The sequence below is a fragment of the Cupriavidus sp. Agwp_2 genome (assembly GCF_040784895.1).
Taxonomy (GTDB): Bacteria; Pseudomonadota; Gammaproteobacteria; order Burkholderiales; family Burkholderiaceae; genus Cupriavidus.
This window is the reverse complement of record NZ_CP088085.1, coordinates 794502-818545: the sequence shown is the minus strand read 5'-3', so window position 1 is coordinate 818545 and position 24044 is coordinate 794502. Positions and strand designations below refer to the sequence as shown.

23 protein-coding genes and 5 pseudogenes are annotated in these 24044 nt (G+C 61.2%); 12 read left to right on the top strand and 16 right to left on the bottom strand.

The genetic code is table 11. The features are described 5' to 3' along the window. Window position 1: 1 nt before the first annotated feature. The 3 genes from LPA45_RS34115 to LPA45_RS34105 all read right to left on the bottom strand — a co-directional run bounded on the left by LPA45_RS34115 (window position 2) and on the right by LPA45_RS34105 (window position 2218). Window positions 2–565, bottom strand: a complete 564-nt coding sequence (locus tag LPA45_RS34115; protein WP_367395295.1) for a hypothetical protein — start codon at window positions 563–565, stop codon at window positions 2–4. Further along, window positions 562–1767: a TolC family protein gene (locus LPA45_RS34110; protein WP_367395294.1), complete on the bottom strand. Its 1206-nt coding sequence runs from the start codon at window positions 1765–1767 to the stop codon at window positions 562–564. The genes LPA45_RS34115 and LPA45_RS34110 overlap by 4 nt, the downstream gene beginning before the upstream one ends. Window positions 1768–1864: 97 nt before the next feature. Continuing rightward, window positions 1865–2218 (bottom strand): hypothetical protein, encoded by a 354-nt coding sequence (locus LPA45_RS34105; protein ID WP_367395293.1) that lies wholly within the window; start codon window positions 2216–2218, stop codon window positions 1865–1867. Between the two features lie 140 nt (window positions 2219–2358). Between LPA45_RS34105 and LPA45_RS34100 the strand changes: the two are divergent. Further along, a pseudogene (locus tag LPA45_RS34100) lies at window positions 2359–3451 on the top strand (DMT family transporter). Between the two features lie 284 nt (window positions 3452–3735). Here LPA45_RS34100 and LPA45_RS34095 read toward each other — a convergent pair. Beyond that, a pseudogene (locus LPA45_RS34095) lies at window positions 3736–4098 on the bottom strand (SPFH domain-containing protein); the annotation flags it as partial. A 1-nt stretch (window position 4099) separates the two neighbouring features. After that, window positions 4100–4426, bottom strand: a pseudogene (locus tag LPA45_RS34090) (transposase); the annotation flags it as partial. 115 nt (window positions 4427–4541) lie between these two features. Here LPA45_RS34090 and LPA45_RS34085 point away from each other — a divergent pair. Beyond that, window positions 4542–4952 carry a CzcE family metal-binding protein gene (locus tag LPA45_RS34085; RefSeq protein WP_367395292.1) on the top strand — a complete coding sequence of 137 codons (411 nt, stop codon included), beginning with the start codon at window positions 4542–4544 and terminating at the stop codon, window positions 4950–4952. Between the two features lie 216 nt (window positions 4953–5168). Here LPA45_RS34085 and phbB read toward each other — a convergent pair whose 3' ends face one another. From phbB to LPA45_RS34070, 3 genes are all read right to left on the bottom strand, one after another. Then, window positions 5169–5912: an acetoacetyl-CoA reductase gene (phbB, locus tag LPA45_RS34080; protein ID WP_367395291.1), complete on the bottom strand. Its 744-nt coding sequence runs from the start codon at window positions 5910–5912 to the stop codon at window positions 5169–5171. A 163-nt stretch (window positions 5913–6075) separates the two neighbouring features. Then, a complete protein-coding gene (gene phaP / locus LPA45_RS34075) occupies window positions 6076–6642 on the bottom strand; it encodes a TIGR01841 family phasin (protein WP_367395290.1) in 567 nt (188 codons plus the stop codon). Window positions 6643–6879: 237 nt separating this feature from the next. Then, window positions 6880–7077, bottom strand: a complete 198-nt coding sequence (locus tag LPA45_RS34070) for a hypothetical protein (RefSeq protein ID WP_367395289.1) — start codon at window positions 7075–7077, stop codon at window positions 6880–6882. A 790-nt stretch (window positions 7078–7867) separates the two neighbouring features. Between LPA45_RS34070 and LPA45_RS34065 the strand changes: the two genes are divergently transcribed. After that, window positions 7868–8515: a hypothetical protein gene (locus tag LPA45_RS34065; RefSeq protein WP_367395288.1), complete on the top strand. Its 648-nt coding sequence runs from the start codon at window positions 7868–7870 to the stop codon at window positions 8513–8515. Between the two features lie 2 nt (window positions 8516–8517). On the opposite strand, the gene LPA45_RS34060 is transcribed toward LPA45_RS34065, so the two are convergent. Beyond that, entirely contained in the window at window positions 8518–9564 is a 1047-nt protein-coding gene (locus LPA45_RS34060) for an IS110 family transposase (protein WP_367395287.1), read from the bottom strand. Window positions 9565–9785: 221 nt separating this feature from the next. Here LPA45_RS34060 and LPA45_RS34055 point away from each other — a divergent pair, with 221 nt between their 5' ends. Continuing rightward, on the top strand, window positions 9786–10094 hold the full coding sequence (locus LPA45_RS34055) for a DUF4148 domain-containing protein (RefSeq protein ID WP_367395286.1): 309 nt from the start codon (window positions 9786–9788) through the stop codon (window positions 10092–10094). Between the two features lie 431 nt (window positions 10095–10525). Here LPA45_RS34055 and tnpB (LPA45_RS34050) read toward each other — a convergent pair whose 3' ends face one another. Continuing rightward, a complete protein-coding gene (gene tnpB, locus LPA45_RS34050; protein WP_367395285.1) occupies window positions 10526–10831 on the bottom strand; it encodes an IS66 family insertion sequence element accessory protein TnpB in 306 nt (101 codons plus the stop codon). 103 nt (window positions 10832–10934) lie between these two features. Here tnpB (LPA45_RS34050) and LPA45_RS34045 point away from each other — a divergent pair, with 103 nt between their 5' ends. Next, complete coding sequence (locus tag LPA45_RS34045) at window positions 10935–11195, top strand: hypothetical protein (RefSeq protein ID WP_022540430.1); 261 nt, start codon at window positions 10935–10937, stop codon at window positions 11193–11195. Window positions 11196–11269: 74 nt separating this feature from the next. Here LPA45_RS34045 and LPA45_RS34040 read toward each other — a convergent pair whose 3' ends face one another. The 6 genes from LPA45_RS34040 to LPA45_RS34015 form a co-directional block, all read right to left on the bottom strand. Next, window positions 11270–12862 (bottom strand): IS66 family transposase, encoded by a 1593-nt coding sequence (locus tag LPA45_RS34040; protein WP_367395284.1) that lies wholly within the window; start codon window positions 12860–12862, stop codon window positions 11270–11272. 57 nt (window positions 12863–12919) lie between these two features. Further along, window positions 12920–13273 (bottom strand): IS66 family insertion sequence element accessory protein TnpB, encoded by a 354-nt coding sequence (gene tnpB / locus LPA45_RS34035; RefSeq protein WP_367395283.1) that lies wholly within the window; start codon window positions 13271–13273, stop codon window positions 12920–12922. Next, a complete protein-coding gene (locus LPA45_RS34030; protein WP_367395282.1) occupies window positions 13273–13749 on the bottom strand; it encodes a transposase in 477 nt (158 codons plus the stop codon). Before LPA45_RS34030 ends, tnpB (LPA45_RS34035) begins: the two co-directional genes overlap by 1 nt. A 145-nt stretch (window positions 13750–13894) precedes the next feature. After that, window positions 13895–14380 carry a transposase gene (locus LPA45_RS34025; RefSeq protein ID WP_367395281.1) on the bottom strand — a complete coding sequence of 162 codons (486 nt, stop codon included), beginning with the start codon at window positions 14378–14380 and terminating at the stop codon, window positions 13895–13897. Between the two features lie 165 nt (window positions 14381–14545). Then, a complete protein-coding gene (locus tag LPA45_RS34020; RefSeq protein WP_367395280.1) occupies window positions 14546–14965 on the bottom strand; it encodes a MerR family DNA-binding protein in 420 nt (139 codons plus the stop codon). 4 nt (window positions 14966–14969) lie between these two features. After that, window positions 14970–16895: an FTR1 family protein gene (locus LPA45_RS34015; RefSeq protein WP_367395279.1), complete on the bottom strand. Its 1926-nt coding sequence runs from the start codon at window positions 16893–16895 to the stop codon at window positions 14970–14972. Window positions 16896–17231: 336 nt separating this feature from the next. Between LPA45_RS34015 and LPA45_RS34010 the strand changes: the two genes are divergently transcribed. The 7 genes and pseudogenes from LPA45_RS34010 to LPA45_RS33980 all read left to right on the top strand — a co-directional run bounded on the left by LPA45_RS34010 (window position 17232) and on the right by LPA45_RS33980 (window position 23984). Next, window positions 17232–17831 carry a phosphatase PAP2 family protein gene (locus LPA45_RS34010; protein ID WP_367395278.1) on the top strand — a complete coding sequence of 200 codons (600 nt, stop codon included), beginning with the start codon at window positions 17232–17234 and terminating at the stop codon, window positions 17829–17831. An 11-nt stretch (window positions 17832–17842) separates the two neighbouring features. Beyond that, window positions 17843–18451, top strand: a complete 609-nt coding sequence (locus tag LPA45_RS34005; protein WP_367395277.1) for a DUF5666 domain-containing protein — start codon at window positions 17843–17845, stop codon at window positions 18449–18451. A 515-nt stretch (window positions 18452–18966) separates the two neighbouring features. Beyond that, window positions 18967–20162 (top strand): annotated as a pseudogene (locus LPA45_RS34000) (FAD-dependent oxidoreductase). A 72-nt stretch (window positions 20163–20234) separates the two neighbouring features. Next, on the top strand, window positions 20235–20723 hold the full coding sequence (locus LPA45_RS33995; RefSeq protein ID WP_367395276.1) for a protein-disulfide reductase DsbD N-terminal domain-containing protein: 489 nt from the start codon (window positions 20235–20237) through the stop codon (window positions 20721–20723). Between the two features lie 533 nt (window positions 20724–21256). Then, window positions 21257–21835: a TlpA family protein disulfide reductase gene (locus LPA45_RS33990; protein ID WP_367395275.1), complete on the top strand. Its 579-nt coding sequence runs from the start codon at window positions 21257–21259 to the stop codon at window positions 21833–21835. An 8-nt stretch (window positions 21836–21843) separates the two neighbouring features. After that, window positions 21844–23176 (top strand): annotated as a pseudogene (gene ccsB / locus LPA45_RS33985) (c-type cytochrome biogenesis protein CcsB). A 73-nt stretch (window positions 23177–23249) separates the two neighbouring features. Next, window positions 23250–23984 carry a cytochrome c biogenesis CcdA family protein gene (locus tag LPA45_RS33980; protein WP_367395274.1) on the top strand — a complete coding sequence of 245 codons (735 nt, stop codon included), beginning with the start codon at window positions 23250–23252 and terminating at the stop codon, window positions 23982–23984. Window positions 23985–24044: the final 60 nt, after the last annotated feature.

Below are 24044 nucleotides of genomic sequence, written 5' to 3'. Positions count from 1 at the left end.
CTCACCCCCTCGCCCTTTGCAGTGCGTTGCGGCGACGCAGGCGCCAGAATGCCGCGGCGAGCGCGGCTGCGACAAACAAGCCAGCCCACAGCCATGGTGATCGGAAAAACTCCCATTGCCCGTGTGCGTGCTGGTTCGCAGCGACGTTGAGGGTGCCTTCGATCAGGTCGGTGTCGTTACCGGCAATCAAGGTAAAGACCAATGGGTGAGAGCCTGGCTGCTGCAGCGCCTTGAGCAGCTTCTCGTCGGTGAACGAGTAGTCGCCGAAATCGGCATGCAGCTTGCCCTGAGCCTTGATGCCACTGAGTTCCACTTCAAGCGTGCCGTTCAGGACCGGCTCGTTGGTTTCGTAGCGGTCCACCAGGACCGAAAGCTCCTCCGCGGCAAGCGTGCCCACCAGTTCGAATGCCTCGGTGTGCGCCTCGATGGTGGGTTGCGCACTGCTCGTGCTGCCGGACGATGAGGGAGCATCCAGGTGCTCGCCGCTGGGTCCATGGGCGCCGGGCGCGGCATGTGCCACACAGGCAAGGAAGAGTAGGAAGGTAGCAAGTAGCTGGCGCATCATGGCAGGACTCCGAGAGCCTGGTTAAGGGTGGCAGCGGCAAGGCCGCGCCTGGCGCGCTGGCGGACCAGATCCGCTTCAGCTTCAAGCGCCTGGTTCTGGGCGCGCAGCACCTCGGGCAGGCCGATTTCGCCGAGATCGAACGTCTTGCGCAGCAACGCCGCGCGTTCGGACAGCGTGGCGCTGCGCTGTTCTGTCAGCGCGAGCTGCTGTTCCGCGAGGGCTAGCGCCGTCCTGACTGCGTCGATGTCCGACCGGATCACGCGTTCGGCTCGCTCAAGCTCGGCGCGCGCCGTCATCAACTCGGTCTGGGCCGCGGTTTCGCGCGGCAGATTGCGGGCGTCGGTGGCAAACGGAATCCTGACGAAGACACCGATAGTCTGATCATTCGGCAGGCCTCCACCGGCGCGGTCAGCCCGGTATGACACGCCGACCTCAGGCGGGTCGCGGCGTGACTTCTGCAGATAGCCAAGCTGGCGCTCATTGCGCATCACGATGCGCTGTGCGGCCTCCAGCCTTGGATGTGCGGAAGGAGCACTCGCCTGCGCTACCGGTTCGTCGTATCGCAGGGGCAGCGCGGATATCCCGGTCGATTGCAGGAGCCGGGCTCGGGCGTCAACCAGACGCGCCTCGCCCTCCGCGAGCAGGGTCTGCGTCGCCAGGTGGTCTTGCTGTGCCAGCAGCAGGTCGGTCCTGGCGAGATCGCCCGCTTTGACCCGCCGTTGTACGTCGTCGCGTAGCGAAGCGGAGACGTCCACGCGCCGGCGCAGGACATCGCGCTCCCCCTCTGCGGCGGCGAGTTGCCAGACGCGTTCGCGAACTTCGGCGGCAACATTGAGCTTCGCCAATCCGGCGCTGGCTTCCGCCTCTGCCGCCTGGGCGTCGGCAAGATCTCCCCGGGCCGAGCGCTGGCCCGGCATCCAGATCGGCACCCCAATCGTGACTTCGCTCTCGCGCATACCGCGCCGGTCGGTCCAGCGATCATCGCGATGGAAGAGGCCCAGGGATGGCGGCCCGGCAATGAGTGAGTCTGCCTGGACCCGGCTGGCGGCAGCTTCCTGCCGCCGCCCTTCGCTGGTCTGGAGCGCAACCGAACGCTCCCACGCGGCATTGAACAAGGCGTGGATATCCGGCGCCGGCGCCTGGCCATAGGCCCCCGACGACAGCACGATGGACGCAACAATGAATATGACTGACTTCTGCATGGAATCCCCAGCGCAATAGGCTCGAACAAGCAATGCGGCGGGGTCGCTGCACGATCAGGCGCGCAGCGGCAAGAAATCAAAGGACAAAGCCCCGCCGTCAGGCGGGCGCGTGAGGTGGGCGTAGGGGAGGACTGCCGGCAGGATTCGGCAGGGTACTGCTATGGAAGCCGGGTGCGGGGTAGGCATGCGGCAGCAAAGGAGCCAGCAGCGGCATCAGTACGATCGCCTGGAAATTCGAGCCATAGTCGAAGTCCAGTTGGTGCAAGGCTGAAGAGGCTGAGTCATCTGCCTGCATGTCCCCATCGTCGTCATGATGATGGGGAACGTGCTCGGCGTGGACGACCATATGGTCCAGCAGGGCCCCGGAAGCATGCGCGAGTTGTCGCTCCACTGCGGCAAAGGCCTGCAGCGGCAGCAAAAGCATCAGGAGGATGGCAACGACGCGCGACATAGTCGGCAATTCTACATGAGAGCGAGACCGCGGATCGTCCACGAAATCCCGCCCCAATCGCCTCGCCAGAATTATCAGGGTCGGCGGTGGCATGGGATTGCGGTGACAATATCGGATCGGTTTCCCGTCTTCGCTGCCCCATGTCCCTCCGCACGGCTTCTCCAGCCCTGGTCGCCGCCCTGCTTTTTGGGGCGAGTACATCACTTGCCAAAGCCCTCACGGGCTCGATGGCCACTGCTGCTCGCAGGCCTGCTTTATCTTGGCAGCGGGGTCGGGCTTGGTCTCGTCCTGGCCGCCCGCCGGGCTTTCAGCGGCCGCGCGCAAACCAGCGTCGGTGGCGCGCCGGCAATCCCCCGCCAGGAGGTCCCGTGGCTCCTTGCCGCCATCCTTGCCGGTGGCGTAGCCGGCCCGGCGCTGTTGATGACCGGCCTGGCAACTACCAGCGCAGCCTCGGCGTCGCTGCTGCTCAATGTCGAGGGCGTGTTTACTGCAGTGATTGCGTGGGTCGTCTTCAAGGAGAACGCCGATCGCCAGATTGTGCTGGGGATGATCGCCATTGTGGCAGGGGGACTCTTGCTGTCCTGGCAGCCGGACAGCACACGGCTGTCGGTCGGTGCGCTGCTGATCATTGGCGCGTGCCTGTGCTGGGCCATCGACAACAACCTGACGCGCAAGGTTTCCAGCAACGACGCTATCCTGATCGCCTGCCTTAAAGGCCTGGTGGCCGGCCTCTGCAATACGGGCTTAGCACTCGCTGCCGGCGCGCAAATGCCCACGCTGGCGACGGCCGGGGCAGCAATGATAGTGGGCTTCGCCGGATACGGCGTCAGCCTTGCTCTGTTCGTGGTCGGGCTGCGGCTGCTCGGCACGGCGCGCACCGGTGCGTATTTCTCCGTGGCGCCGCTGTTTGGCGTGATCCTCTCATTTGTCCTGTGGCCGGAAGCGCCCGGCATCCTGTTCTGGATTGCAGGGGCATTGATGGCACTTGGCGTCTGGTTTCACCTTCGGGAACATCACGAGCACGAGCACACCCACGAGGCCATGGAGCATGCACACGTCCATCGGCACGATGCCCATCACCAGCACGACCACGATTTCCCCTGGGATGGCAGCGAGCCGCATCGCCACTGGCATCGGCATGAGCCGCTGGTTCACAAACATCCTCATTACCCGGATATTCATCACCGGCACTTACATCCGTCCAATCCAAACTCCAACGCGGATAGCTGTTGAAGCCGCAAGCGATGGCACCGTGCAGTGGCGACCTGGAAACTGCCAGGAAAGCGGGCACGTGACTGGCCAGCGCAGCCTGGCCCGGCATAGGTATCGCGGCGAGTTGGCTGATCTGTTTGGAATCGCGGCGACCGAGCCAGCGAAGGGCAGGGCGGCCGACTACGCGATCGAGCTACTGCGCGGGCTCCCGACGCCGGCGACTGGCTCGGCGGCGACATCGAGCCGGCCCGACCCGTGAGCTTGGTTCTGGCCCTCGATGGGGTTCTTGCTCCCAACGTTGTACCCAACGCCAGGGTGTTGCGGATGTCGATCGGAAGCGGGAAGACGGTGGTGGACTCCCGGTCGCCCGCGATCTGCGTCAGGGTCAGGGTCTGCATGAGCCGCAGTTGCATCGCGGCTGGCTCTTTTGCGAGCATCTGCGCCGCCGCCAACAGCTTGAGCGACGCTTGCAGTTCGCCTTCCGCGTGGATCACCTTCGCGCGCCGCTCGCGCTCCCCTTCGGCTTGTCGGGAAATTGCACGCATCATGGACTCATCGAGGTCAACGCGCTTGATCTCCACGCTTGAGACCTTGATGCCACAGGCATCGGCCTGGAGGTCAAGCACTGCCTGGAGATCAAAATTGATCCGTTCGCGCTCGGCCAGCATTCCGACCGTCAAGAATCACGGCGCTGGGCTGGCCACGACGACCCTGTGCAACACGCAGTATCGAACGCAAGTCGCTCACCATTGCTTCAAAGCACCCCGCGCGCAACCAGCGCTGCGTTTGCTGATAGACCGCCTCCCACGGCGGGAAATTAGTCGGTAGCAGTCGCCAGGCAGCTCCCGCACGTGCTATCCAGCGCAGCGCATTGAACAATTCGCGCAACTCATGCTTGCGCTGTGGAGCGACCTCGTCCATCAGCGTCAAATACGGCGCTACAAAGCTCCATTCCTCGTCCGACACGTCCGTCGGGTACGGTCTGCGTTTCGTCATCTCCCTATGACATGAGCCGTGACGAAAAGTGCATAACACTCTCTAACGATATTGTCGGCGTGGGCGCATTAGAGTGGATTCAGGCAAGAATCTTTTCATCGTCCTGCAGCCAATCATGGGCACGAAGAAGATTATCGCCGCTACCGCGCTCTTACTGGCCGGCATCTCGTTGGCATGGAGCGCTGACAAGTGGCTGGGTGATGGTGACGACAATTGGCTCGAACATGTTCGTGAGCAGAAATCTGCCTCGATGATGCCGGCGAACCAGACGCCCGCACTATTTGGAAGCCCAGCTTCCCTCGACACAGCTACCCGAGCCATTACGCTGACAGCAGATATGAAGTATCTCCGGGTCGGCTCAGGAGAAACCGTTGCATTTCGCGCGGGTAACAAGACGGTAGCGTGGACGTTCCTGGAGGCGATCGGCGGCCGGTCGGTTGACATGAGCTTTATCGTCCCGGACCTCCCGGAAGCGAAGGGCATCAGGGTCATCATCGCGCCAAGCCCGCTCTATAGGGGCAGTTGATCTGCCTGCGACGAAGGCGAGGGGGCGACGTGTAGTTGAGCCGTCGATGTCGTGATCCTTTGCTAGCCGGGCCGATATTGCCTGATGCAGGTAGTCGAACGCCCATGGAACATGCTTCCTTCACGCAATCCAGGAGGGGCTGGTAGCCCCTCCCGTTTTTCCCCGCGACCGACCGGGTTGGCGCCGGTCGGCCGCGTGCTGGCGGGGCGAGCGCTCTCACTGCAGGTGTTGACCGCCGTTGATGGCAAGATTCGCCCCGGTCATGAAGCCCGCCTCGCGCGAGCACAGGTACAGCACGAGTGCAGCCACCTCATCCGGTTGCCCGAGGCGGCCCACCGGGATTTGCGGAATGATCTTGCTATCCAGAATCTCCTGTGGCACCGCCGTGACCATCTTCGTCGCGATATAGCCGGGCGAGATGGTGTTGACAGTCACGCCTCGCCTAGCCACTTCGAGCGCCAGCGCCTTGGTGAAGCCATGCATGCCGGCTTTCGCGGCGGCGTAGTTGGTGTGGCCGAACCCACCTTTGGGGCCAATGATGGACGAGATGTTGATGATCCGTCCCCACCCTCGCTCGGCCATGCCGTCGCACACCGGCTTGGTCATATTGAACACCGAGTCAAGATTGGTCCGGATGACCGCATCCCAGTTGACCTGGTCCAACTTCTTGAAGCTCGCGTCGCGCGTAATGCCCGCATTGTTGATCAGGATGTCAATGGGACCGACCTCGGCCTGAATCTTCCCTATACATTCCTGGCACGAATCATAGTCAGCAACGTCGACGGCGTAAGCCGGGAACACGCGGCCTTGGGCGGCCATGCGGCCCAGCCAGTCGCCAACACCCGCATTGTTCGGGGAATGGGTGACTGCCACCGTGTAGTGCGCATCCTGGAGCCTGATGCTGATGGCTTCGCCCAATCCGCCCATCCCGCCCGTGACGACTGCGATCTGCGTGGTCATGATTTCACTCTCCTCCTCAGGATTTCCCATGGCCGCTACTGCTCGATGACACGCGCCCACCACTTGCGCCAAGCGCAGTAGGCAGGGCCAGGGCGAGCGGTCCGAAAGACAACCTACTCGTTCGATAGCTTCGCCTTGGCGAAGCTGCCGCTGACATTGCACACTATCGCTTGGCGGCGCGCGCGGCCTGGGCAGTTGCTTGCTGCGCCGCCTTCGATGCCGCGTTGGCGGCAGTATTCAGATTGCTTTCGGCGACCTCAGCCGAGCGCGTAGCGGTTTGCTGCATCGCTTCGAACAGGCCGGTGGTGGCGGCCAGCGCTGATTTCCACGCGGCCATGGCGGCCTCCGAACCGGCGGGTGCGTCCCTCGTGGCGCCGTCGACGAGCGCCTGCATCAGCCGCTTGTTCTCTGCGTACTGGGCTTCGGCAACCTTCGCAAAGTCGGCCCGCGTAGCCTCGGCGATCTCGAACAATTGACGGCCGTACGCCTGCGCCTTCTCGGCCGCCGGCTGCATCAGGCTGGCTTGCAGCGCCAAACGCTCGTCCGGATCTGTGGCGGCAAATACTTTCCGCGTGCAGTCCTGAGCTTCTGCCAACGTCGATTTCATCGTCTGCAAGTTCAGTTCCGCAACCTTCTGGAGACCGTCGAGAGCTTTACTGGTGAGGCCGGCGAGGATGTCGAAGCTCGCGGCTCGCGCCGCCGCAAACTGTTCGGGGGGTGACATAGGCATGACGAAGCTCCTGAAAATGGGCCCGTGGCGTCTTCGCGGCATCGCCGCCAGACAACAAACTTCAAGGCCGTTGGGAATCGATCAACGTCGCATGGCCGCGGGCGAGACAAACTCACCCGGGATGCGCGTGCAACTGCCGCACATGCCTGGCGAGCCGACGCGCGCGGCCTGCCGACGGCACGCAGTCGGCGGAACTACAAAAAACAGGGAAGCAGTACGATGCGGAGGGGCGGTGCCTTAGTGGCGCAGCCCGACAGCTTTCAGAATGGAGTGCCCACGATGGGTGATGCGAGGGCATGCCTGGCCGGCAGGACGTTTTTCCAGCGCCACGAGTTCGTGCACCAGTAGCGTGTCGAGATCCGCTGGGTCTAATTCCCGAAGATCCTGAGCACCCTCGACGAGGATGAGCGTAGCGATTTCGTGATGACTCAGCATGAGTGTCTCCTCCGTTTTTATATGTCTGCTGGGTAATGAAGTATTACAACGGCAGCGCCGACGAGCGGAGAACTTGGAGGGTGGACTTACCCGGTTCGAACTCCGATTTCGTAGCTGCAAAGCTGCCTAGACTAGAGCACGGACCCGCACAGCACCGGCAACGGGTTGGTTGCTTATTGCCGGTGCTCGATTCTAAGTGCAAGGAAGCATGCTCAAGCGCCATCGCAGAAGGAATCTCGCGGTCCCGTGATTGGCCCGTGCGCGGGGCCGGCCGCTGAGCTGACCGCCGAAGGGGTCACGTGCGCATTGGGGAAAGCGAAAGTGGCATAAGCTGTCAGTGACAGTGAAATGGCAGTAACCAAGCGGGCGAGGTTCTTCATCTTTAACTCCTTGAATGCGTGGCCTTCTAACCAAGCTTCATCCAGCATGCGCCGAGCGGAATTGCGATGAGATTGCTGGTTGGTTACGGGCGCGTAATCTTCGGTACCATGGCCTACCCAAGGACGCCGGGCAACCTAACTGTACTTGCCTTCGGCGATGCCAATCGTATTATGGAGAACGTCAAGGCGTCGCTGTTGCGAATGCATGAGCTTCCCGAGCAGGACCGGCGTTCCTTGGAGTTCGGTCTTGAGCGCAGTCAGCAGCCATTCGCGATTCGGCAGTCCAGGTGCGAGCAGCACCTGAGGCTTTTCGCGCCCTCACCGTTTCCGGAGCGTAGCAAGGACCATATTTTGTCTGAATCATACGACCTGTGGGCTGAGTGCGCCTCGCTTCGGTAGGGAGAAGAAAAATGAATTATGAAGACCTTGTCGATGATTTAAACGCATCGCTGCAGGTAATGTCCGATAGCGGGCGCACAGCGATTTCTCCCACTGGCATCAGGACGTTCTTAGCTGAAGAAAGGGGATTGATAACGAGCGTGACGGCCCAAGAAGCGCAGCTTCGAGAACAAAACAGGAAGAACCTCATCCTAACGGCCGAGGCCACCGATCCTGCTGACAGTTACAGAGCAGCAATAGAGGCTGCCCAGACAGCAATTACTAACGTTCTCGAAAGTATTGTCACGCCGCGGTGTGACAATACTTTCGAGAACGTTAGTAACAGGGGCGCCGCCCAGACTGTTGCGCGTAAACGTCAGAACGCCGCGCGCGCCCTGGATATATGCAACATGTATGGACGCCCCCGGTTTGTCAAACGATGCATTCAGCAATGGATAGGAGGTCGAGATTGCAGTCATGTATCCGGACTTGATGTCAGGCTCATGCCTGCCGTCCCTGATGGAATCCGCTGGTCGGCGCCTTATCAACGCTGCGAGCCTTGTGCTCGTGTTGCATATCAGGCTTCTGCCAACCACGGTCTGACCGTCTTGCCATCACTGTTTGATCGCCTGAGCAATCGGTGGTCTGGAGATTTCTCTTGCGTGCGTTTGTATCGTTGAGTTCAGGCCTGCGCAGGCTGCCGCGCTGCGATAGGGGCATAGTCAGGACAGAAGTCCCGGTTCTGTGTCAGCAGCGCCCAGATGATTCTTGCATTCTTGTTCGCCAGCGCCACGGCAGCTACATTGACATTGCGTCGCAAGAGCAATGTTTGGAGCCAACTGCTCGTTGCACCTTTGAGCTTGGCCCTGTAGATCACCGCGCGGGCGCCATGGATAAGCAGCGTTCGCAAATACGTATCCCCTCGCTTACTGATGCCGAGCAAGACGTTTTTGCCTCCGCTGGAGTTTTGTCGAGGCACAAGGCCAAGCCACGCCGCCAATTGACGGCCGCTGGTGAAGTTCCGCGCGTTGCCTACGGTCGCCACCAGTGCACTGGCGGTAATTGGGCCGATTCCTGGAACTTGCGCCAGCTTGCGGCTCAATTCGGTATCCCGATGCCATGCCTCGACCTGCGCGCCAATTTCGTCGACCTGACGGTCCAGCTCCTTCAGATGCTCCAGCAGCCGCTGGATGAGCAGACGGAACGAGCCTGGCAACTCATTGGTCGCATCCTCGATCAGCTCCGGCACCTGCCTGGCAATGTTCCCGATACCCTGGGGAACTACCAATCCAAACTCGGCCAGCAAACCACGAATCTGGTTGGCCTGCGAGGTGCGCGCTTTCACGAAGCCCTGACGCGCACGATGCAGCGCCAACACTGCCTGCTGCTCAACGTTCTTGATCGGCACAAACCTCATGTTCGGCCGTGCTACCGCTTCGCAGATCGCCTCGGCATCGGCCGCATCGTTCTTGTTCGTCTTGACATACGGCTTGACGAACTGCGGCGCCATCAGCCGCACCGTGTGGCCGAAGCTCTGCAGCTTGCGAGCCCAGTGGTGCGCGCTGCCACACGCCTCCATCCCAATCACACCCGGCGGCAGAGTCGCAAAGAACTCGGCCACCTGGGCACGCTTGAGCTGCTTTCTCAACGTCGCTTTGCCCAGCTCATTCACACCGTGGATCTGAAACACATTCTTCGCCAAGTCGATGCCGATCGTCGTGACCTTCATGAGGGATGCTCCTGTTTGAGAGGTTGCCATGCTCACCAGTTTGGCACTCATGTACCTTCACGGGGAGGGGGCGTCCATCCCATTAACGCCCATTAAAATGACCATATCGGTCCGATGACAAAATTGTCACGTGCCGTCAATTTACATGTAACGAACGTTTTCGAAAATAATAGAAGAGTCTCTGAAAATGTAACAGGGACCGCAATCTGGAGTCGATGGCTATGAAAGAAATTGCTTTAAGTGTCCTGGTGATGACTTTGGTGTCTGGCCCGGTATTTGCACAAGCGTCCAAGGAGGCACCGCAAGGACGTACTCGAGCCGAGGTCAAGGAAGATCTATCGAAATCTAAGCATGACGGTACGCTCACGATAAAGAACAGTGAGTATCCGCCAAGCGAGCAAACTGTCCAACGTGCTCAATCGGAGCACGCGGCGTCTAAGCACCCTAAGGAAGGTCCTAAGCCTGCCTTTGATAGTCACGACGAGAAGGGAAAGGCGCATAGCCACGACGAGAAGGGAAAGGCGCGATAAGTTCGCGAGTGACATTTCGAAGTCCTTCCGACCACCGTATGTGGGGTGGTCGGCGGGGGCAATGCAGCGGACTCTGCGGAGGCCCCCGCCGAGTGGGAGTACGCGTCGCCCCACATCGCGCGATTAGAGAGCTGACGATTCTGCGGTGAGCAATACGACAGGATCTTCGGATCAGCAGCGTGGCTGACGAACCGGAGGCAAAGACGACTTCGTTCAGAAGCCTCGGGTTAGCGCCATCCTTGACCGCGGCGATCCGCGCCGCCGGTGTCATGGCGGAGCTCGAGATCCTCAAGGATGGTGGCCATCCTTGAGGACATTCTCGAGAGTTTGTGGCCGAGGGCCTTTCACCCCGTGGCCACACGAAGCGGTCTTCCTCCAAGCGCGCGGGCACATTCAACTCCAGACAATCACGTGTAATCAAATTATGCCGCTCAGAACCCTTGTGGCGCGCCTGCGCAGGCAATCAGAGATCCCGGTCGGATGTAAGGAGAATTTCGCCGCTCATGTAAAGTAATTGATGCCGCAAAGACGCTTGGTGCTAGCGATGCGTACTCATATTTGCAGACATATCGACGAAGTTGAGCAGCACATTTTGTCTTGACAAGGTCGAGCAGCAACCAGAACCCGTTGCGGTCCCACAACAACAGCTTGATGCGGTTGCGCCGACGGTTATGAAAGGCGTAGACGGCGCGGGCAAACGGATCAAGCTGCATCGACTGCTCGACCAGGGCAACCAACCGTAAGCGCTAAATTCAGCACACCTTGTTGAGTCGAACCGTTTCCCGGTAACGTATGCAAGACGGGAACGTTACCGGGTAACCATGACGAGGGGAGTGCAGGATGGCGCAGACGACAGCTCAGCGGCAGGCGGCCTATCGGGCAAGGCGCGCGACGGCGGGCAAGGACGGCAACGGAGAACGTCGGCTGGACATGTGGGTAAGTAGCGAAGCGGATCTCGCGCTCGCGCGGCTGGCACGCCGTTACGCCGTAACGAAGCGAGAGATGCTGGAGCGGCTGATCGCGCGAGCCGACGACGCCATCGTGCGTCGGCTCGATCCGGATTCGGAGCAATGGGATCACTATTTCAAGGCGAGCCGGTAGGCTTGCCAGTTACCGGGTAACGGGCGAGTGCTCCCATATGGCCGATCGGCGCCTCGGGTGCGGTCGGTCGTCGTTCAGGCGGCAGACGCTGCGACGAAGCTGAACGGCAGCAGGTCGATGACGTCCGCGTCCGGGGCGCGCTGCGGCAATTCGGTTAGTACGTGCAGCAGATAGGCGTACGGCTCAACGCCGCAGGCCCGGCACGTGAGCATCAGGCTATAGACCATCGCGCTGGCCTTCGCGCCGGCGACCGTGTCGCTGAACAGCCAGGACCTTCTCGCGGTTGCAAACGGCCTAACGTCTCGTTCGATGACGTTGTTGTCCACGGGCGCACGCCCATCGACAACATAGCGGCTCAAGTATTCCCACTGGTTCCGCGCGTAGGCGATGGCCTTGCCCAGCAGGCTTTCCGGCAGTACCTGCGGCGCCTGCTCATCCAGCCATGTCTTGAAGGCTTTCAGCAGCGGCGCGCTGTGCTGTTGACGCAGCCGGTACCTGTAGTTGACGCGCGTTTCGCCTTCGGGCAGCTCTGCCTTGGCGAGCGCCTCGACCTGATACAGAGCTTTGAAGTACTCGAGCGCCTTTAGTACTCGCGCGCCGGGCTTTTTCTGCCCCTTTTGCGCATCAACGAACAGCCTTCTGGCATGAGCAACACAACCGAAGTGCGTGACGCCTTCGAGTGTGCGCCAGGCGCTGTAGCCGTCGGTCATTAGCATGCCCTCGTAGCCGGCGAGAAACGCCTGCGGATACTCCTGCCCGCGCCCCGGCTGATAGTCGAACAGTACTACCGGATGCTCGCAGTCCTCCGCGCTGCGGTAGACCCACATGTACGATTTGCTCTGCGCGGCCCTGCCTTCCTCCTTGAGGACTTGCACCGTTGTCTCGTCGGCATGGATCAGTGGTTGCGACAGCAGCGTGCGACGCAGCGCCTCGTACAGCCGGCTGTAGTGCAGTTGCGCGGGCCGAATGATCCAGTTGGCCAGTGTGCCACGGCCAACTGCAATGCCGGCGCGCCCGAGCGCGTCTTCCATCCGATAGAGCGGCGTGCCGTCCGCGTACTTGCCGGTGGTCACCGTCGCCAGCATTGCCGGGCTTGCGTTGCTGCCCGGCAGTGGTTGCGTCGGCATTGGCGCGATCACCACCGGCGTGCGTTCGGCCTTGCGCTCGCAGTGCCGGCACGCGTATTTGAAGCGAACATGCTGCAGCACAGAGACTTTTGTTTCGATGTGCAACTGCTCGCTGACCTCCTCGCCCAAGCGGTGCATCGCGCCTTGGCAGCACGTGCAGATCTTCTGGTCTTCGGTCAGGTCGTACTCGATGCGCTGGCGTGGCAACTCCGCCGGCAGCGGCTTGCGGCCACGTTTGCGGCCTGCGGGCGTATCAGGCTCTGGCAGTCCCGTGTCCAGCGGCGCGAGCGCGCCTTCCTCATCGTCGTCGGCCAGCGCCGCGGTAGCCATCTGCTCCGCCTCATCGAACACGCGGTCCTTGAGCTTCTCGCTGCTTGGTGCGAAGCGGTTGGACTGCGCGAGGCGGAATTGTTCCTCAAGGAGCTTGATGCGCTCGGTCAGCTCGGCGATGTGCTGGGCGTTGGTGGCAGCCTGCGCTTCGAGTTCGCGGATATAGGCCTGGGCGGCCGGCGGCAATCGGGAGAAGTCGTGTTCGTTCATGCTGAACACGATAGTGCAGCCACGGCGCAATTAGGTATACGTCACACCGAACGACAATCAAGCCGTGTGCTGATATTTGCGCGACGGGTGCCGCTGCATGGCGTCCACGTCGATACCGTCCAGCAGCCAGTGCAACTGCTCGGTCGTCAGCTCGACCACCGTCTGCTGACGCCGTGGCCACACGAAGCGGTCTTCCTCGAGGCGCTTGAGCAGCAACCAGAACCCGTTGCGGTCCCATAGCAACAGCTTGATGCGGTTGCGCCGACGGTTATGAAAGGCGTAGACGGCGCGGGCAAACGGATCAAGCTGCATCGACTGCTCGACCAGGGCGACCAACCCATTGATCCCGAGGCGGAAATCCACCGCATTGCGGTGCAGGTAGACCTGCAGGTCAGTGTCGAGCCGGAACATCAACGCGCTCCCAACGCTTCGATCATCGCCTTTACCAGCGCAACATCCTGCCCGCCGCATTCGAGCTCGACCGTCACGCCGTTGGGCAACCGCGCCGTCAGCAGCGCCGGCGCCAGTGGCGGACGCGATGATGGCTGAGGGACAGCAGGCGCTTGGTTCCGCAGACATTCCAGCGCCACCGCCGACTCCGGGACGCGCGTTACGCCGCTAATCTCGACGACCGGTGCAAACGCGGGCAACGCAGCTTCCGCACTGTCGGCCGCAGCGGCTTCATTTGCCACTTGGTGCAGCCGAATCCACTTGCGCAACTGGTTCGTATTGATGCCGACCTTGAGCGCCATGCCTGACACCGATACCCCTGGCCGTAGACACGCCTCGACCAGTTGGCGCTTATCCCTGGCGTCAAAGTCGCGTTTTCCGTTGGAGCGAACACGGATCACCCTCAGCGGCAGAACTTCACATTCGGCTTCGATCATGCTTGCGTCCGCAAATAGTGGTTGCGGACGCAAGCTTGCCCACTCTCAGCCGCAAACGCTAGGTGCGGCTAATTTCGCGCTTACAACCAACCCATTGATCCCAAGGCGGAAATCCACCGCATTGCGGTGCAGGTAGACTTGCAGGTCAGCGTCGAGCCGGAACATGACAGCGGCTCAGTGTTTCGATCATCGCCCTCACCAGCGCCGCATCCTGTCCCGAGCATTCGAGCTCAATGCTCACGCCGTTTGGCAACTGCGCCACCAGCCGCGACGGCAATGGCGCCGGCGGTTGCAACGCACGCACAGGCACTGGCCCAGGCATAGTTGGCCGCTTGGGCTCGGCCTGCGAGCTGGCACCGTCAACTTCGACCACCGGAATGAACGCCGGCGCACTTTCGATGACGTCCATCGTGCCAGCAGCAACCTTTTGTTCCGCCTTGTGTTGCTCGATCCAGCGGCGCAACTGGTTCGCGTTCACCCCGGCCTTGATTGCCATGCTGGCTACCGATACCCCCGGCTGCAGGCAAGCTTCAACCAACCGCCGCTTATCGCCCTTGTCAAAGCTGCGATTGCCGTTGGCGCCGACGTTGATCACCCGCAGCGGCAAGAAGTCCAAATCGCTCTGGCCCATGAGTTGTGTCCACTAAAAGTAGTGGACCCAATCCTGCGCCGTCTGGGTTTCAGACGCTATGTGCAGAGAATTTCGCGCTTACATTGAGACGGCGCATGTGAGGCCGGCTGCGACGAAGCGGCAGAACAGAAGCCGGAACGAGCCGTGGCAGCGTAGCCGCGTCCACTACGCCCTTTGGCGCACTTTTCCCGCTTGCAGCGATGCGATCAGCGGGCAGGATACGTTGCCCTGGCGGGCATGGCAGGCGCACACCAGTTCGGACAGCACGGCCTCCATGCGTCTCAGGTCGGCAAGCTTTGCGCGCACGTCGTTGAGCTTGCGTTCGGCCAGGCTGCTGGCTTCCTCGCAATGGATGCCGTCCTCCAGGCGAAGCAGTTCTCCAATTTCTTCCAGACTGAATCCGAGCCGCTGGGCCGATTTCATGAAGCGCACCCGGACCACATCAGTTTCGCCATAGCGACGAATCCCGCCGGCGGGCTTGTCTGGCTCTGGCAGCAGCACTTTGCGCCGATGGAGGTACGGGATTCGTAGGCCGAGGAAGGGCTGCCTTCCTCGTCGGCGAACAAAGGCTTTCGCGCCTGACATGGGCTCACACCTTCGCCGTATGTTGCGATCGCAAATTATAGGTCACGCTGGCAACGATGATGAGGAGAATAGCCCCTTGCGCGGCAATAGTCTGCACAGAGGGGTAGAGCCCCAAAACATCGATGCGCGGCATTGAGAGCGGCGTCACCTGCAACAAGCCAACTTTCTGTAGTGCTGCGACGCCCTTGCCGATCAGGACGACGGCAAGCACGCCCACCAAGGCGGAGCTGAACGAAAAAAACTGGCGAATCGGCAAACGCGCTGTGGATCGCAGGAGAACTGTCGCAATCACTGCCAGCACGGCAATACCCGAACCGAGTCCGGCGAGCATGTAGGCACCATTGCCATCGGACCACAGGGCAGCATAGAAGAGCACAGTTTCAAATACTTCCCGGTAGACCGTGACGAACGACAGCAAGAAGAGCATAAACGCCGATTTCCTGTTCAATGCCGAAGAAAGCTTCTCCTTCACATACGATTGCCAGCGTCCCGCCAGACTTTTCTGGTGCATCCACATTCCGACTCCGAGCAGGGCGATTGCCGCGAAGACTGCGGAGAAGCCTTCGGTCATTTCACGGCTCGCTCCGCTCAGATCGACAACATAAGTAGCTACGGCCCACGTCAATCCACCGGCTCCCAGCGCAGTGACCCAACCCGCGTGAACGTAAGGCAGGACGTCGGTGCGCTTGGCCTTCTTCAGAAACGCCAGCATCGCCACGACTACCAACAGCGCCTCAAGCCCTTCACGAAGCAGGATGGTAAAGGCACCCAGGAAGGTTGAGACGGCGTCATTGGCGCCGGCAAGGGCTTCCTGTGCCTCGTCGAGCTTTGACTGCAACTGCGTTGCGATGCCATGCGCGCGCTCCGCCTGGCCATTCGTCACTGCATTGCGATAGAGTCCCATTATCTTCTCGATCTCCAGGAAGAGACTCTGGTTCTTGGCAGCCAACGCAGGCTCAACGGGTTCGAAACCATCGAGATACGCGGACAAAGCCAGTTGTGATGCGGCTCGCGTGTCACCCTTGTCCATCGCAGCGATACTCTCCTTCAGCTTGTCCTTGGCGATTGAGAGGCTGTCTGTGGTCGATGCGGCCAGTACATCGGGTGAGCTACGCAGGTATGCCAAGGCATCACGAGCGGTCTGTGCTCCAACCGATTTTGCAAGAGCCGCCTCCGAGGTTTGACTAAGCTTGTCGAGCGTGGGGATCGTTCCGCGTAGGTTGGAATCAGCTGTCCAAACCTTGGCGCCCGCCTGGCGCTCAGCATCTGAATAGGACATCGTCGAAGCAAAATAGGCAAGGGCCCATCGGTCATCTTCGGAGAGATGGGCAAAGCCGGGCATGGATGTTCCCTCCACGCCGCGCGTGATGATCTGTTGCAGGGCAAAGATACTGCGTTCCTGCGCGCGCGCGTGGTCGGCCAGCGCAATCGGGGGCGGATTGAGTTTTGCTGCGAGGGGTCCGTCTGCGTTACCGGATACCCCGTGGCAGGACGCACACTGGCTTTGATAGAGCTTGGCGCCCTTCTGCAAATCAGGCGCCTTGCTTGGCGCCATAGGAACCGGGTAGGCTGTGAGGACTCCGCTGGCCAACTTCCGAGCCAGTTCGGCAACAGTTTCTGGCGAGGCCTTCGCTGCAATGGACAACCGCAATGCGCCAGCTTCCTTGCCTAGTTGTTCGGAGGTCGGTCCTGGCGGCAGTTCGCCTAGCTGTCGCTCGATCGTCTGGGCGAACTCTTGCATCTCAACATATTCAGCCTCGTTGGTGACGCGGTTATCTTTGACTGAACCGCCATAGTCAACGGCAAGGTAGTCCAACAATTGCCAGACTTGCTTGGCTTTGTCTTGTGTTGTTAAGGGCTCAGCGCTCAACGTCGAAACGGAAAGCACCCAGGAGATTAGAACGAGGGAGAAGATGCGCAGGGCTTGCATGAGGAACACGCCGGGCAGGCGGCAATTTTGCGGGCAAATGCGAATGATTGTAATTCATATCGTTTGCGCGATGGGCCCGTCTTTCGCGAAGGGCGCAGTGCGGAATCGCGCTTGACTCTATAGCCGCTAGAGGCTGTTAACTAGTAGCGTTAATCAATACTGGTGACCTGCCTTGAGTAAGTTCAACACAAACCGATGGGGCTTTCCGGCAACTTGCTCGTGTGGGCTTGCGCTGAGCGCAGTTGTGCGCACGATGCGAGGGATGCAATCGCATACACAGCATAGCCCAAGCCCTCTCCGGATGGTGGCATCCAAGGGACAGTGGGTGCTGATTCGATGAGTTGGACGCCTGTTCTCTACGACTGGGGCGGCTGGAATCGAGAGCTCTTCCTACTGGTCAATGAAGGCACGCCGGCAATGCTCTTGCCTCTGGCCAAGCTGTTTAGCTACGTGCTGGGCAACTATTGGACCGCGCCTGCGGTCATGGCTGGCTTTTGGGTCTGGTCAAGAACAACCGCGGAGGTAGACCGATCAGTAGCGCTCCGCGCTCAGTTGGCTCGATTCGTAGCCGCATTCGGGATTGCGTTTGCTGTAGTTGGACTATCAAAGTTGCTATTCGATTTTCCGCGGCCGGCTGCCGTGTTCGGCCACCTGTGGCATTCAATCGGTCCGATCGAAGCGCACTACAGTCTGCCGAGTGGACATTCCACGTACGCCGCTCTGGTTGCTGGTGCGTTATGGCCGATGGTCCGCGCGCGCTGGCGGCTGGCTCTAATTGCCTATGTGGCGCTGGTCGGCTGGTCGCGTTTGGCCGCAGGCATGCACTTCCCGGCGGACGTCTTGGTGGCCTGGATGATAGCGCTCGGCAGCTTGGCTGTTTCGAGCCGGTTATTGCAGGGCCTGCTTAACGTACCGAGGATCGTCGCGTCGGAGTAACAGGGTAACAGGTGAGGAGTGCAACCATTCCATGGTGTCTGCAACAACGTCGCTCCGTACGCGATTCGCTGTTTGCGTGGTGTGCCGGGGGGGTTGCGACGGGCTATTTTGGGCTTCCCAACGGGCTGTTTGGCCTCGGCGCACCGCTCGATATTGGCGTAAGGGTCGCCTTCGCGCTCAAGGCGGATCTCAATCTCCCAGTTTTCCTGTGGCTGGCACGCTGCGTGCGAGCAGTAAGCAAGGGACGGTTCATGTCACCAGACGACTCATCAAGGTGTGCCGGATTGGTGGTGACAATGCAAGCAATCGAGTTACATGAGGAGGTCGCAATGAAACAAAATGCACGATCAACGATGCGGACCCTGTTTTTTGCTGTGAGTGCGCTGGTGAGTTCGGTGGCGCTGGCGCATTCCGATGACGTTGAGGGTGTCGTCGACAGGATCGATAACAAGGCGAGGAGCTTCGTCATCAAGGGTCAGACAATTTATGTCGACGCCGATACGAAGTACGACGATGGACTGACCCGCTTTGAGGACATCAAAATCGGAGACCGACTTGAGGTCGACGTTCATGAGAAGAATGGTCGTAAAGTCGCGCATGAGATCGACAGGGAGGACTAATTGACTAACGTCGACCCGCAGCCTGAGATGGGCGGGGTGAGCACTGAGAAGCTGTGCCGTCAGGATGACAGCTCGCATCGCGCCACCGCGGGGGCAGCGTCTTCGCCAGCGCAGCCTCCGTGGCGGTGCCAACGCGTTCAGGTCGGAAAGGGCGGCGCGCACGTGCGGTTCGTTTGTCGCATGTGCCAGTGCTCCAAGCCAGCTACTATGAGCCCCTAGAAGCGGCGCTCGAGGCCCGGAATAAGTGCTCTTGGTCGACGTGGAGCGGACGTTTGGCTCCAACGCCGATTGCTTGGCTGCATTTGCCGGGAGGCTGGGCATTTATCCGACCGTAGAAACCTCCTTGCCTGGTCGCCGTGCTCCTGGTGTCTGTCGCCGGCTTCAGCGTCAACGCCCGGGAGGCCCGCCGACTTTCGCCTGCGTGAGCACCAAGGTGCTGACCGCGGAGTTGCTTGACACTGCACCCGCTACAGGGTCCAAAATGCGAAGGCAGTACGGACTCTCAACGCGGAACCATGGAACAACAAGCGTTCGATGTGGTAGTCGTCGGTGGCGGCTCAGGGGGCTACCAGGCTGCCCTGCGCGGCGCACAACTTGGAATGAAAGTGGCTTACGTCGAGGAGCGGCCAAGGCTCGGCGGCACGTGCCGCAACGTCGGCTGCATTCCCTCTAAGGCCTTGCTGGAATCCAGCGAGCGTTATGCCGCTGCCCAGCACCAGTTCGGCGAGCACGGCATCCTGTTCAAGGAACTGAGTGTCGACCTGCGTCGGCTGCTGGGGCACAAGGAATCTGTCGTCGATGATTTGGGCAAGGGAATTGACTACCTCTTCAAGAAGAACGGCGTGACGCGCCTGGTCTGTCGAGGCCGGCTGATCGATCCCCAAACGGTCGAGGTGGCGCTCAGCGGGAGGGCCGAGGTCCGCCGGGTGCAGGGCCGCTGCATCGTCATCGCGACAGGGCCGCACAGCGCCTCGTTGCCTGGAATCCAGGTTGACGAGCGGCGGATCATCTCGTCCACGGGAGCGTTGTCGTTCGACCGGGTGCCGGATTACTTGGTCGTGATTGGTGCTGGCTACATCGGCCTGGTGTTGGGTTCCGTCTGGCGGCGGCTCGGCGCGGAAGTGACGGTCGTCGAGTACCTCGACCGCATCACGCCCGACATGGACGGGGAGCTGGCGGCCCAGTTGCACAAGGCCTTTCAGCGCAAAGGCTTCAAATTCCGCCTCGGTCAGAAGGTTCTCGCTGCCCGGCTGGAGCAGGATCATGTCGCCCTCGAAATCGAACCCGCCGCTGACGATCCCCGTGAGGCGTTGACGGCGGATCGCGTCCTGGTCGCAGTTGGGCGGCGGCCCCACACCGAGGGTCTGGGGCTTGATGCACTTGGCGTCAGGGCCGATCCAAATGGTCGGATCCTCGTGGACAAAGGTTTCCGCACGAGCGTCGAGGGCGTCTACGTCATCGGCGGCGCCATGCTGGCGCACAAGGCGTCCGAAGAAGGCATTGCGCTGTTGGAGCAATTGGCCGGGCAACACCGGCACCTGAACTACAACGCCATCCCAGCGGTGATCTACACGTGGCCGGAGGTGGGCTCCGTGGGGCAAACCGAAGAGATGCTGAAGGAGGCGACCACGAGGCGGTGTTGGCGATGGAGTTTCGGGCGTCGGCCGAAGACATCGCCATGGCTTGTCATGCGCATCCCACGCTGCCGTAGGCGCTCAAGGAGGCCGCCCTCGCAGTCGCGGGCCGCGCCCTGCATGTGTGACAACCTGGGAGAGGCCCGAGCATGCTGAAGAATCGAGCGAACGTCTTCCGCCTCGGCGGCGCCGTCGCACTGTGTCTGGCCCTGGTGTCCGTGAATGCCAGCGCCGGCCTTTTGGACAAGGTTCTGGGGCGCTCCGATCCTTCAGAGCCTTTGCCCCCTGAGAAAGCCTTCCAGATCAAGGTCGAGGTGGTCGACGGCAAGACCGTCATCGCTACGCTGACTCCGGCACCCGAGCACTACCTGTACCGCAAGACGGTCCGTTTCGCGGCCAAGAACGCCAAGGGTGCCCGACTGGGGCCCGTCGCATTGCCGCAAGGGACAAAGAAGCAGGATCCTTTCTTCGGCGAGACAGAGGTGTACACACAGCCCGTCCAGGTGACGCTTGCGCTGGAGCGCGCCGCCGGTGTGCCCGCTTCACTTTCGGTAGTCGTGTTCTATCAAGGCTGCAACGGACGGCTGGGGGTGTGTTACCCGCCGACGCAAACGGAGTTTCCGATCCGGCTGCCCTGATTCACCGTAACCGGTTGGCTCGTTGCCTCTGATGAGTTGATGGAGCGTTCGCCGGTCCGTCGACGCCCCGCCGTGCGCAAGCTATTGAGCTTTCCCTAATTCGCGACAGCGCAAAAACAACCACCGTCATTCCCGCGCAGGCGGGAATCCAGCGTCTTTATAGTCACTGGGTTCCCGCCTGCGCGGGAACGACAAGCAAGAAACGTTATCGTGAATTTCGGAAACATCAATAAGCATCGACATGAGAGGGCTGGCAAAGCTGATTGCGGTCAGCCCGCAGACATTTTTTATGCACCCGCCGCTCGATGCTGCCCTGCACGACCGCGCCGGCCCATCCATCGTGATCCGGTGAACACCAGCAAGGTCGAGATTGAGATTCTGCACAGTAATAACAGTCGGCAGGCAGATGGCCTCTTGACACTGCACGCTACGGACTTTGTAATTGGCTCTTTCGTCCGCGCATCAATGTGCGCGGCTTCATCGATCGGTGCGCAGCCGAGGCAGCTGTTGCAGTGGAAGGTCAGGTAAACGAGATGGTCGAGAGAACAAGGCGCCGACTGTGGACCGTTCTCATCGTCCTGGTTGCCGCAGTGGCAGCAGGCTTTTTCCTGCGCCATTTCGAAGGTTTGTCTGGCGCGAGCCAAACAGGCCCCCTCAGGTTCGTCATGCACTCCAAAGCGAAGCAGGCGGCCAGCGTCTCGTTCAATACGGGTGATGGCGCTTCGATGAAGCTAGACGATCTGCGAGGCAAGGTCGTGCTGCTGAACATCTGGGCGACTTGGTGTCCGCCTTGCAGGCAGGAGATGCCATCTCTGGACCGCTTGCAGGCGAAGCTCGGTGGGTCCGACTTCGAGGTGGTGGCGTTGTCCATCGACAAGGACGCAAAGGGACTTGCCGAGGTGAAGTCCTTCTATTCGCAGGTCGGCATCCGCCATCTGCGCATCTTCCAGGACCCGACCGGCACCGCCGGGTTCACCCTCGGGACGGTCGGCGTGCCGACGACCTTGTTGATCGATCGACAGGGACGTGAACTGGGGCGCCTGACGGGCACGGCAGAGTGGGACAGCCAGGAGGCGCTGGACTTTGTCCGCAGCACAATAGCCGCAGAATAAGGAAAGCCATGAACACCACGACGATCTCCATTGGGCGCAAGGGCTACTTCGCCGAACGGTCAGCGCTCGACTGGGCCGCCGCAGGCGGGATACTGCTGGCGACGCTCTTTGCATTCGCCATACTTCGACGCCATGGATGTCTACGAAAAGGGCATCCTGATCACGCTCACCCCAGCGGCGATTGCGCTCGTCTGGTTCTGGCGTCCGCTGCGCGCGCTGGCGGCCGGCGTCACGCTGGCCAGTATCTGCGCCATCTGGCTCTACAGCGGCGCGACGGATGACTTTGGAGCCGACCTGGCCCGCGGCGAACAGGTGTTCCTGCTTCGGTACTTCTTGTCCAGTCAGAGCGCGATCCTTTGGATGGCGGTGTTAGTGATGATGAGCACCTTGTTCTACTGGATCGGATTTTTCACCTCCAAGCAGGCCGAGAACGGGGCCTTGAAGATCGGCTCGGGGCTTGCCTGGGCCTCGGTGTTCATGGCGCTGGTCGGTACCATGGTCCGCTGGTACGAGAGCCATCAGATCGGCGCGGACATCGGCCACATCCCGGTGAGCAACCTTTACGAGGTTTTTGTCCTGTTTTGCTGGCTGACCACCACGTTCTATCTCTACTACGAAGAGCGGTACAAGACCCGCATGCTGGGCGGCTTCTCGATGTTGATCGTCAGTGCCGCCGTGGGATTTCTGCTGTGGTTCACCATCGCCCGCCAGGCGCACGAGATCCAGCCGCCGGTACCCGCCTTGCAAAGTTGGTGGATGAAGATCCACGTGCCGGCGAACTTCGTCGGCTACGGCACGTTCGCGCTCGCGGCCATGGTGGCGTTCGCCTACCTCGTCAAGCAGCAGGCCGAGGAGACGCGCTGGTACAAGGTCCTGCCCTTGTGGCTGATGGGTGCCGTGCTTTGCCTGGAGCCCCTGGTCTTCCGAAGGACCGCCGTCAGCAGCTATTGGGGCCTGTATTTCGGCGTTGGCGCGCTGCTGGCCGGGGCCATCATTGCCGCCAGGCGCATGGTGGCGCAGCGTTTGCCATCTTTCGAGGTGTTGGATGACTTGATGTACAAGGCCATAGCGGTCGGCTTTGCCTTCTTCACGATTGCTACCATCCTCGGTGCGTTTTGGGCTGCAGAAGCCTGGGGCGGCTACTGGAGCTGGGACCCCAAGGAAACCTGGGCGCTGATCGTGTGGCTGAACTACGCAGCCTGGCTGCACATGCGTCTCGTGAAGGGCCTGGCCGGTGGCATGGCTGCATGGTGGGCCTTGGTCGGATTGGCGGTCACATCGTTCGCGTTCCTCGGCGTCAACATGTTCCTCTCGGGGCTGCACTCCTATGGCGAGCTGTGAAGTCCCCGGTGCCAGAATGGGCTTGCGCTCCACAAGTACGCGGGTCGCATAGACGTTTCGCTTCCTCCTCATCGTGTTCGATACCAACAGTTTGAGCATCGCCTCGGCCTTCGCGGCGGGGATGGCATCTTTCCTGTCGCCGTGCGTGCTGCCGCTGGTGCCCGGCTACGTCTCCTACATCGCGGGGCAGTCGCTGCCTGGGGCAGATGCGCCTAGGCCCGGGTCAGCAGCCAACCTCGGCCTTGCATTGTTGTTCGTCGCGGGCTTCTCATGCGTCTTCGTCGCTCTGGGCACAGCCGCTTCGTTGGCCGGACAGGTGCTGCTGCAGTACCGGCAGCAGGCCACCGCAGCGGGTGGTGCGCTGGTCGCTTTCTTCGGCCTGTTCATGCTTGGTTTTGGAAGCCAGCTCGGCTGGCTGCAACGCGACCTCCGCTTTCACCTCCAGCTACCGGGTGGGAGGCCGATCGCCGCCTTCCTGCTGGGGCTCGCGTTCGGCTTCGGTTGGACACCGTGCATCGGACCGGTCCTCGGTGCCATTCTCACCGTGGCGGCGGTGTCGGAGCGGGTTGCCGGCCCGGGGCTGCTCGCGGTGTACTCGGCTGGGCTGGGCGTGCCGTTCCTGCTTGCGGCCGTCTTCACCGGCAAGCTGTTGCAGCGGCAAGCCATCTTGCGCCGTATCAGCCGTCCCTTGCACCTGGTGGCCGGCGGCGTGATGGTCGCGATGGGCGTGGCGATGGTGACCGGCCACTTGGCAGATTTCTCGTTTTGGCTTCTGCGCGCCTTTCCTCGCCTGGGCCAAGTGGGGTGAGAAGGAGGGGGCGACGGCGCGCTCAGCATTGCAAACTGACTCGACGTGCGCATGGCTCCG

Excerpts from the sequence above, each read along its gene's own strand:
- LPA45_RS34070 (WP_367395289.1), bottom strand. The coding sequence starts at position 7,077 with ATGCTGAGTCATCACGAAATCGCTACGCTCATCCTCGTCGAGGGTGCT.
- LPA45_RS34020 (WP_367395280.1), bottom strand. The coding sequence starts at position 14,965 with ATGTCAGGCGCGAAAGCCTTTGTTCGCCGACGAGGAAGGCAGCCCTTC.
- LPA45_RS34065 (WP_367395288.1), top strand. The coding sequence starts at position 7,868 with ATGAATTATGAAGACCTTGTCGATGATTTAAACGCATCGCTGCAGGTA.
- LPA45_RS34015 (WP_367395279.1), bottom strand. The coding sequence starts at position 16,895 with ATGCAAGCCCTGCGCATCTTCTCCCTCGTTCTAATCTCCTGGGTGCTT.
- LPA45_RS34085 (WP_367395292.1), top strand. The coding sequence starts at position 4,542 with ATGGGCACGAAGAAGATTATCGCCGCTACCGCGCTCTTACTGGCCGGC.
- LPA45_RS33995 (WP_367395276.1), top strand. The coding sequence starts at position 20,235 with ATGCTGAAGAATCGAGCGAACGTCTTCCGCCTCGGCGGCGCCGTCGCA.
- LPA45_RS34115 (WP_367395295.1), bottom strand. The coding sequence starts at position 565 with ATGATGCGCCAGCTACTTGCTACCTTCCTACTCTTCCTTGCCTGTGTG.
- phbB (WP_367395291.1), bottom strand. The coding sequence starts at position 5,912 with ATGACCACGCAGATCGCAGTCGTCACGGGCGGGATGGGCGGATTGGGC.
- LPA45_RS34060 (WP_367395287.1), bottom strand. The coding sequence starts at position 9,564 with ATGAAGGTCACGACGATCGGCATCGACTTGGCGAAGAATGTGTTTCAG.
- LPA45_RS34040 (WP_367395284.1), bottom strand. The coding sequence starts at position 12,862 with ATGAACGAACACGACTTCTCCCGATTGCCGCCGGCCGCCCAGGCCTAT.
- LPA45_RS34105 (WP_367395293.1), bottom strand. The coding sequence starts at position 2,218 with ATGTCGCGCGTCGTTGCCATCCTCCTGATGCTTTTGCTGCCGCTGCAG.
- LPA45_RS34030 (WP_367395282.1), bottom strand. The coding sequence starts at position 13,749 with ATGATCGAAGCCGAATGTGAAGTTCTGCCGCTGAGGGTGATCCGTGTT.
- phaP (WP_367395290.1), bottom strand. The coding sequence starts at position 6,642 with ATGCCTATGTCACCCCCCGAACAGTTTGCGGCGGCGCGAGCCGCGAGC.
- LPA45_RS34025 (WP_367395281.1), bottom strand. The coding sequence starts at position 14,380 with ATGGGCCAGAGCGATTTGGACTTCTTGCCGCTGCGGGTGATCAACGTC.
- LPA45_RS34010 (WP_367395278.1), top strand. The coding sequence starts at position 17,232 with ATGAGTTGGACGCCTGTTCTCTACGACTGGGGCGGCTGGAATCGAGAG.
- tnpB (WP_367395283.1), bottom strand. The coding sequence starts at position 13,273 with ATGTTCCGGCTCGACACTGACCTGCAGGTCTACCTGCACCGCAATGCG.
- LPA45_RS34055 (WP_367395286.1), top strand. The coding sequence starts at position 9,786 with ATGAAAGAAATTGCTTTAAGTGTCCTGGTGATGACTTTGGTGTCTGGC.
- LPA45_RS34110 (WP_367395294.1), bottom strand. The coding sequence starts at position 1,767 with ATGCAGAAGTCAGTCATATTCATTGTTGCGTCCATCGTGCTGTCGTCG.
- LPA45_RS34045 (WP_022540430.1), top strand. The coding sequence starts at position 10,935 with ATGGCGCAGACGACAGCTCAGCGGCAGGCGGCCTATCGGGCAAGGCGC.
- LPA45_RS33990 (WP_367395275.1), top strand. The coding sequence starts at position 21,257 with ATGGTCGAGAGAACAAGGCGCCGACTGTGGACCGTTCTCATCGTCCTG.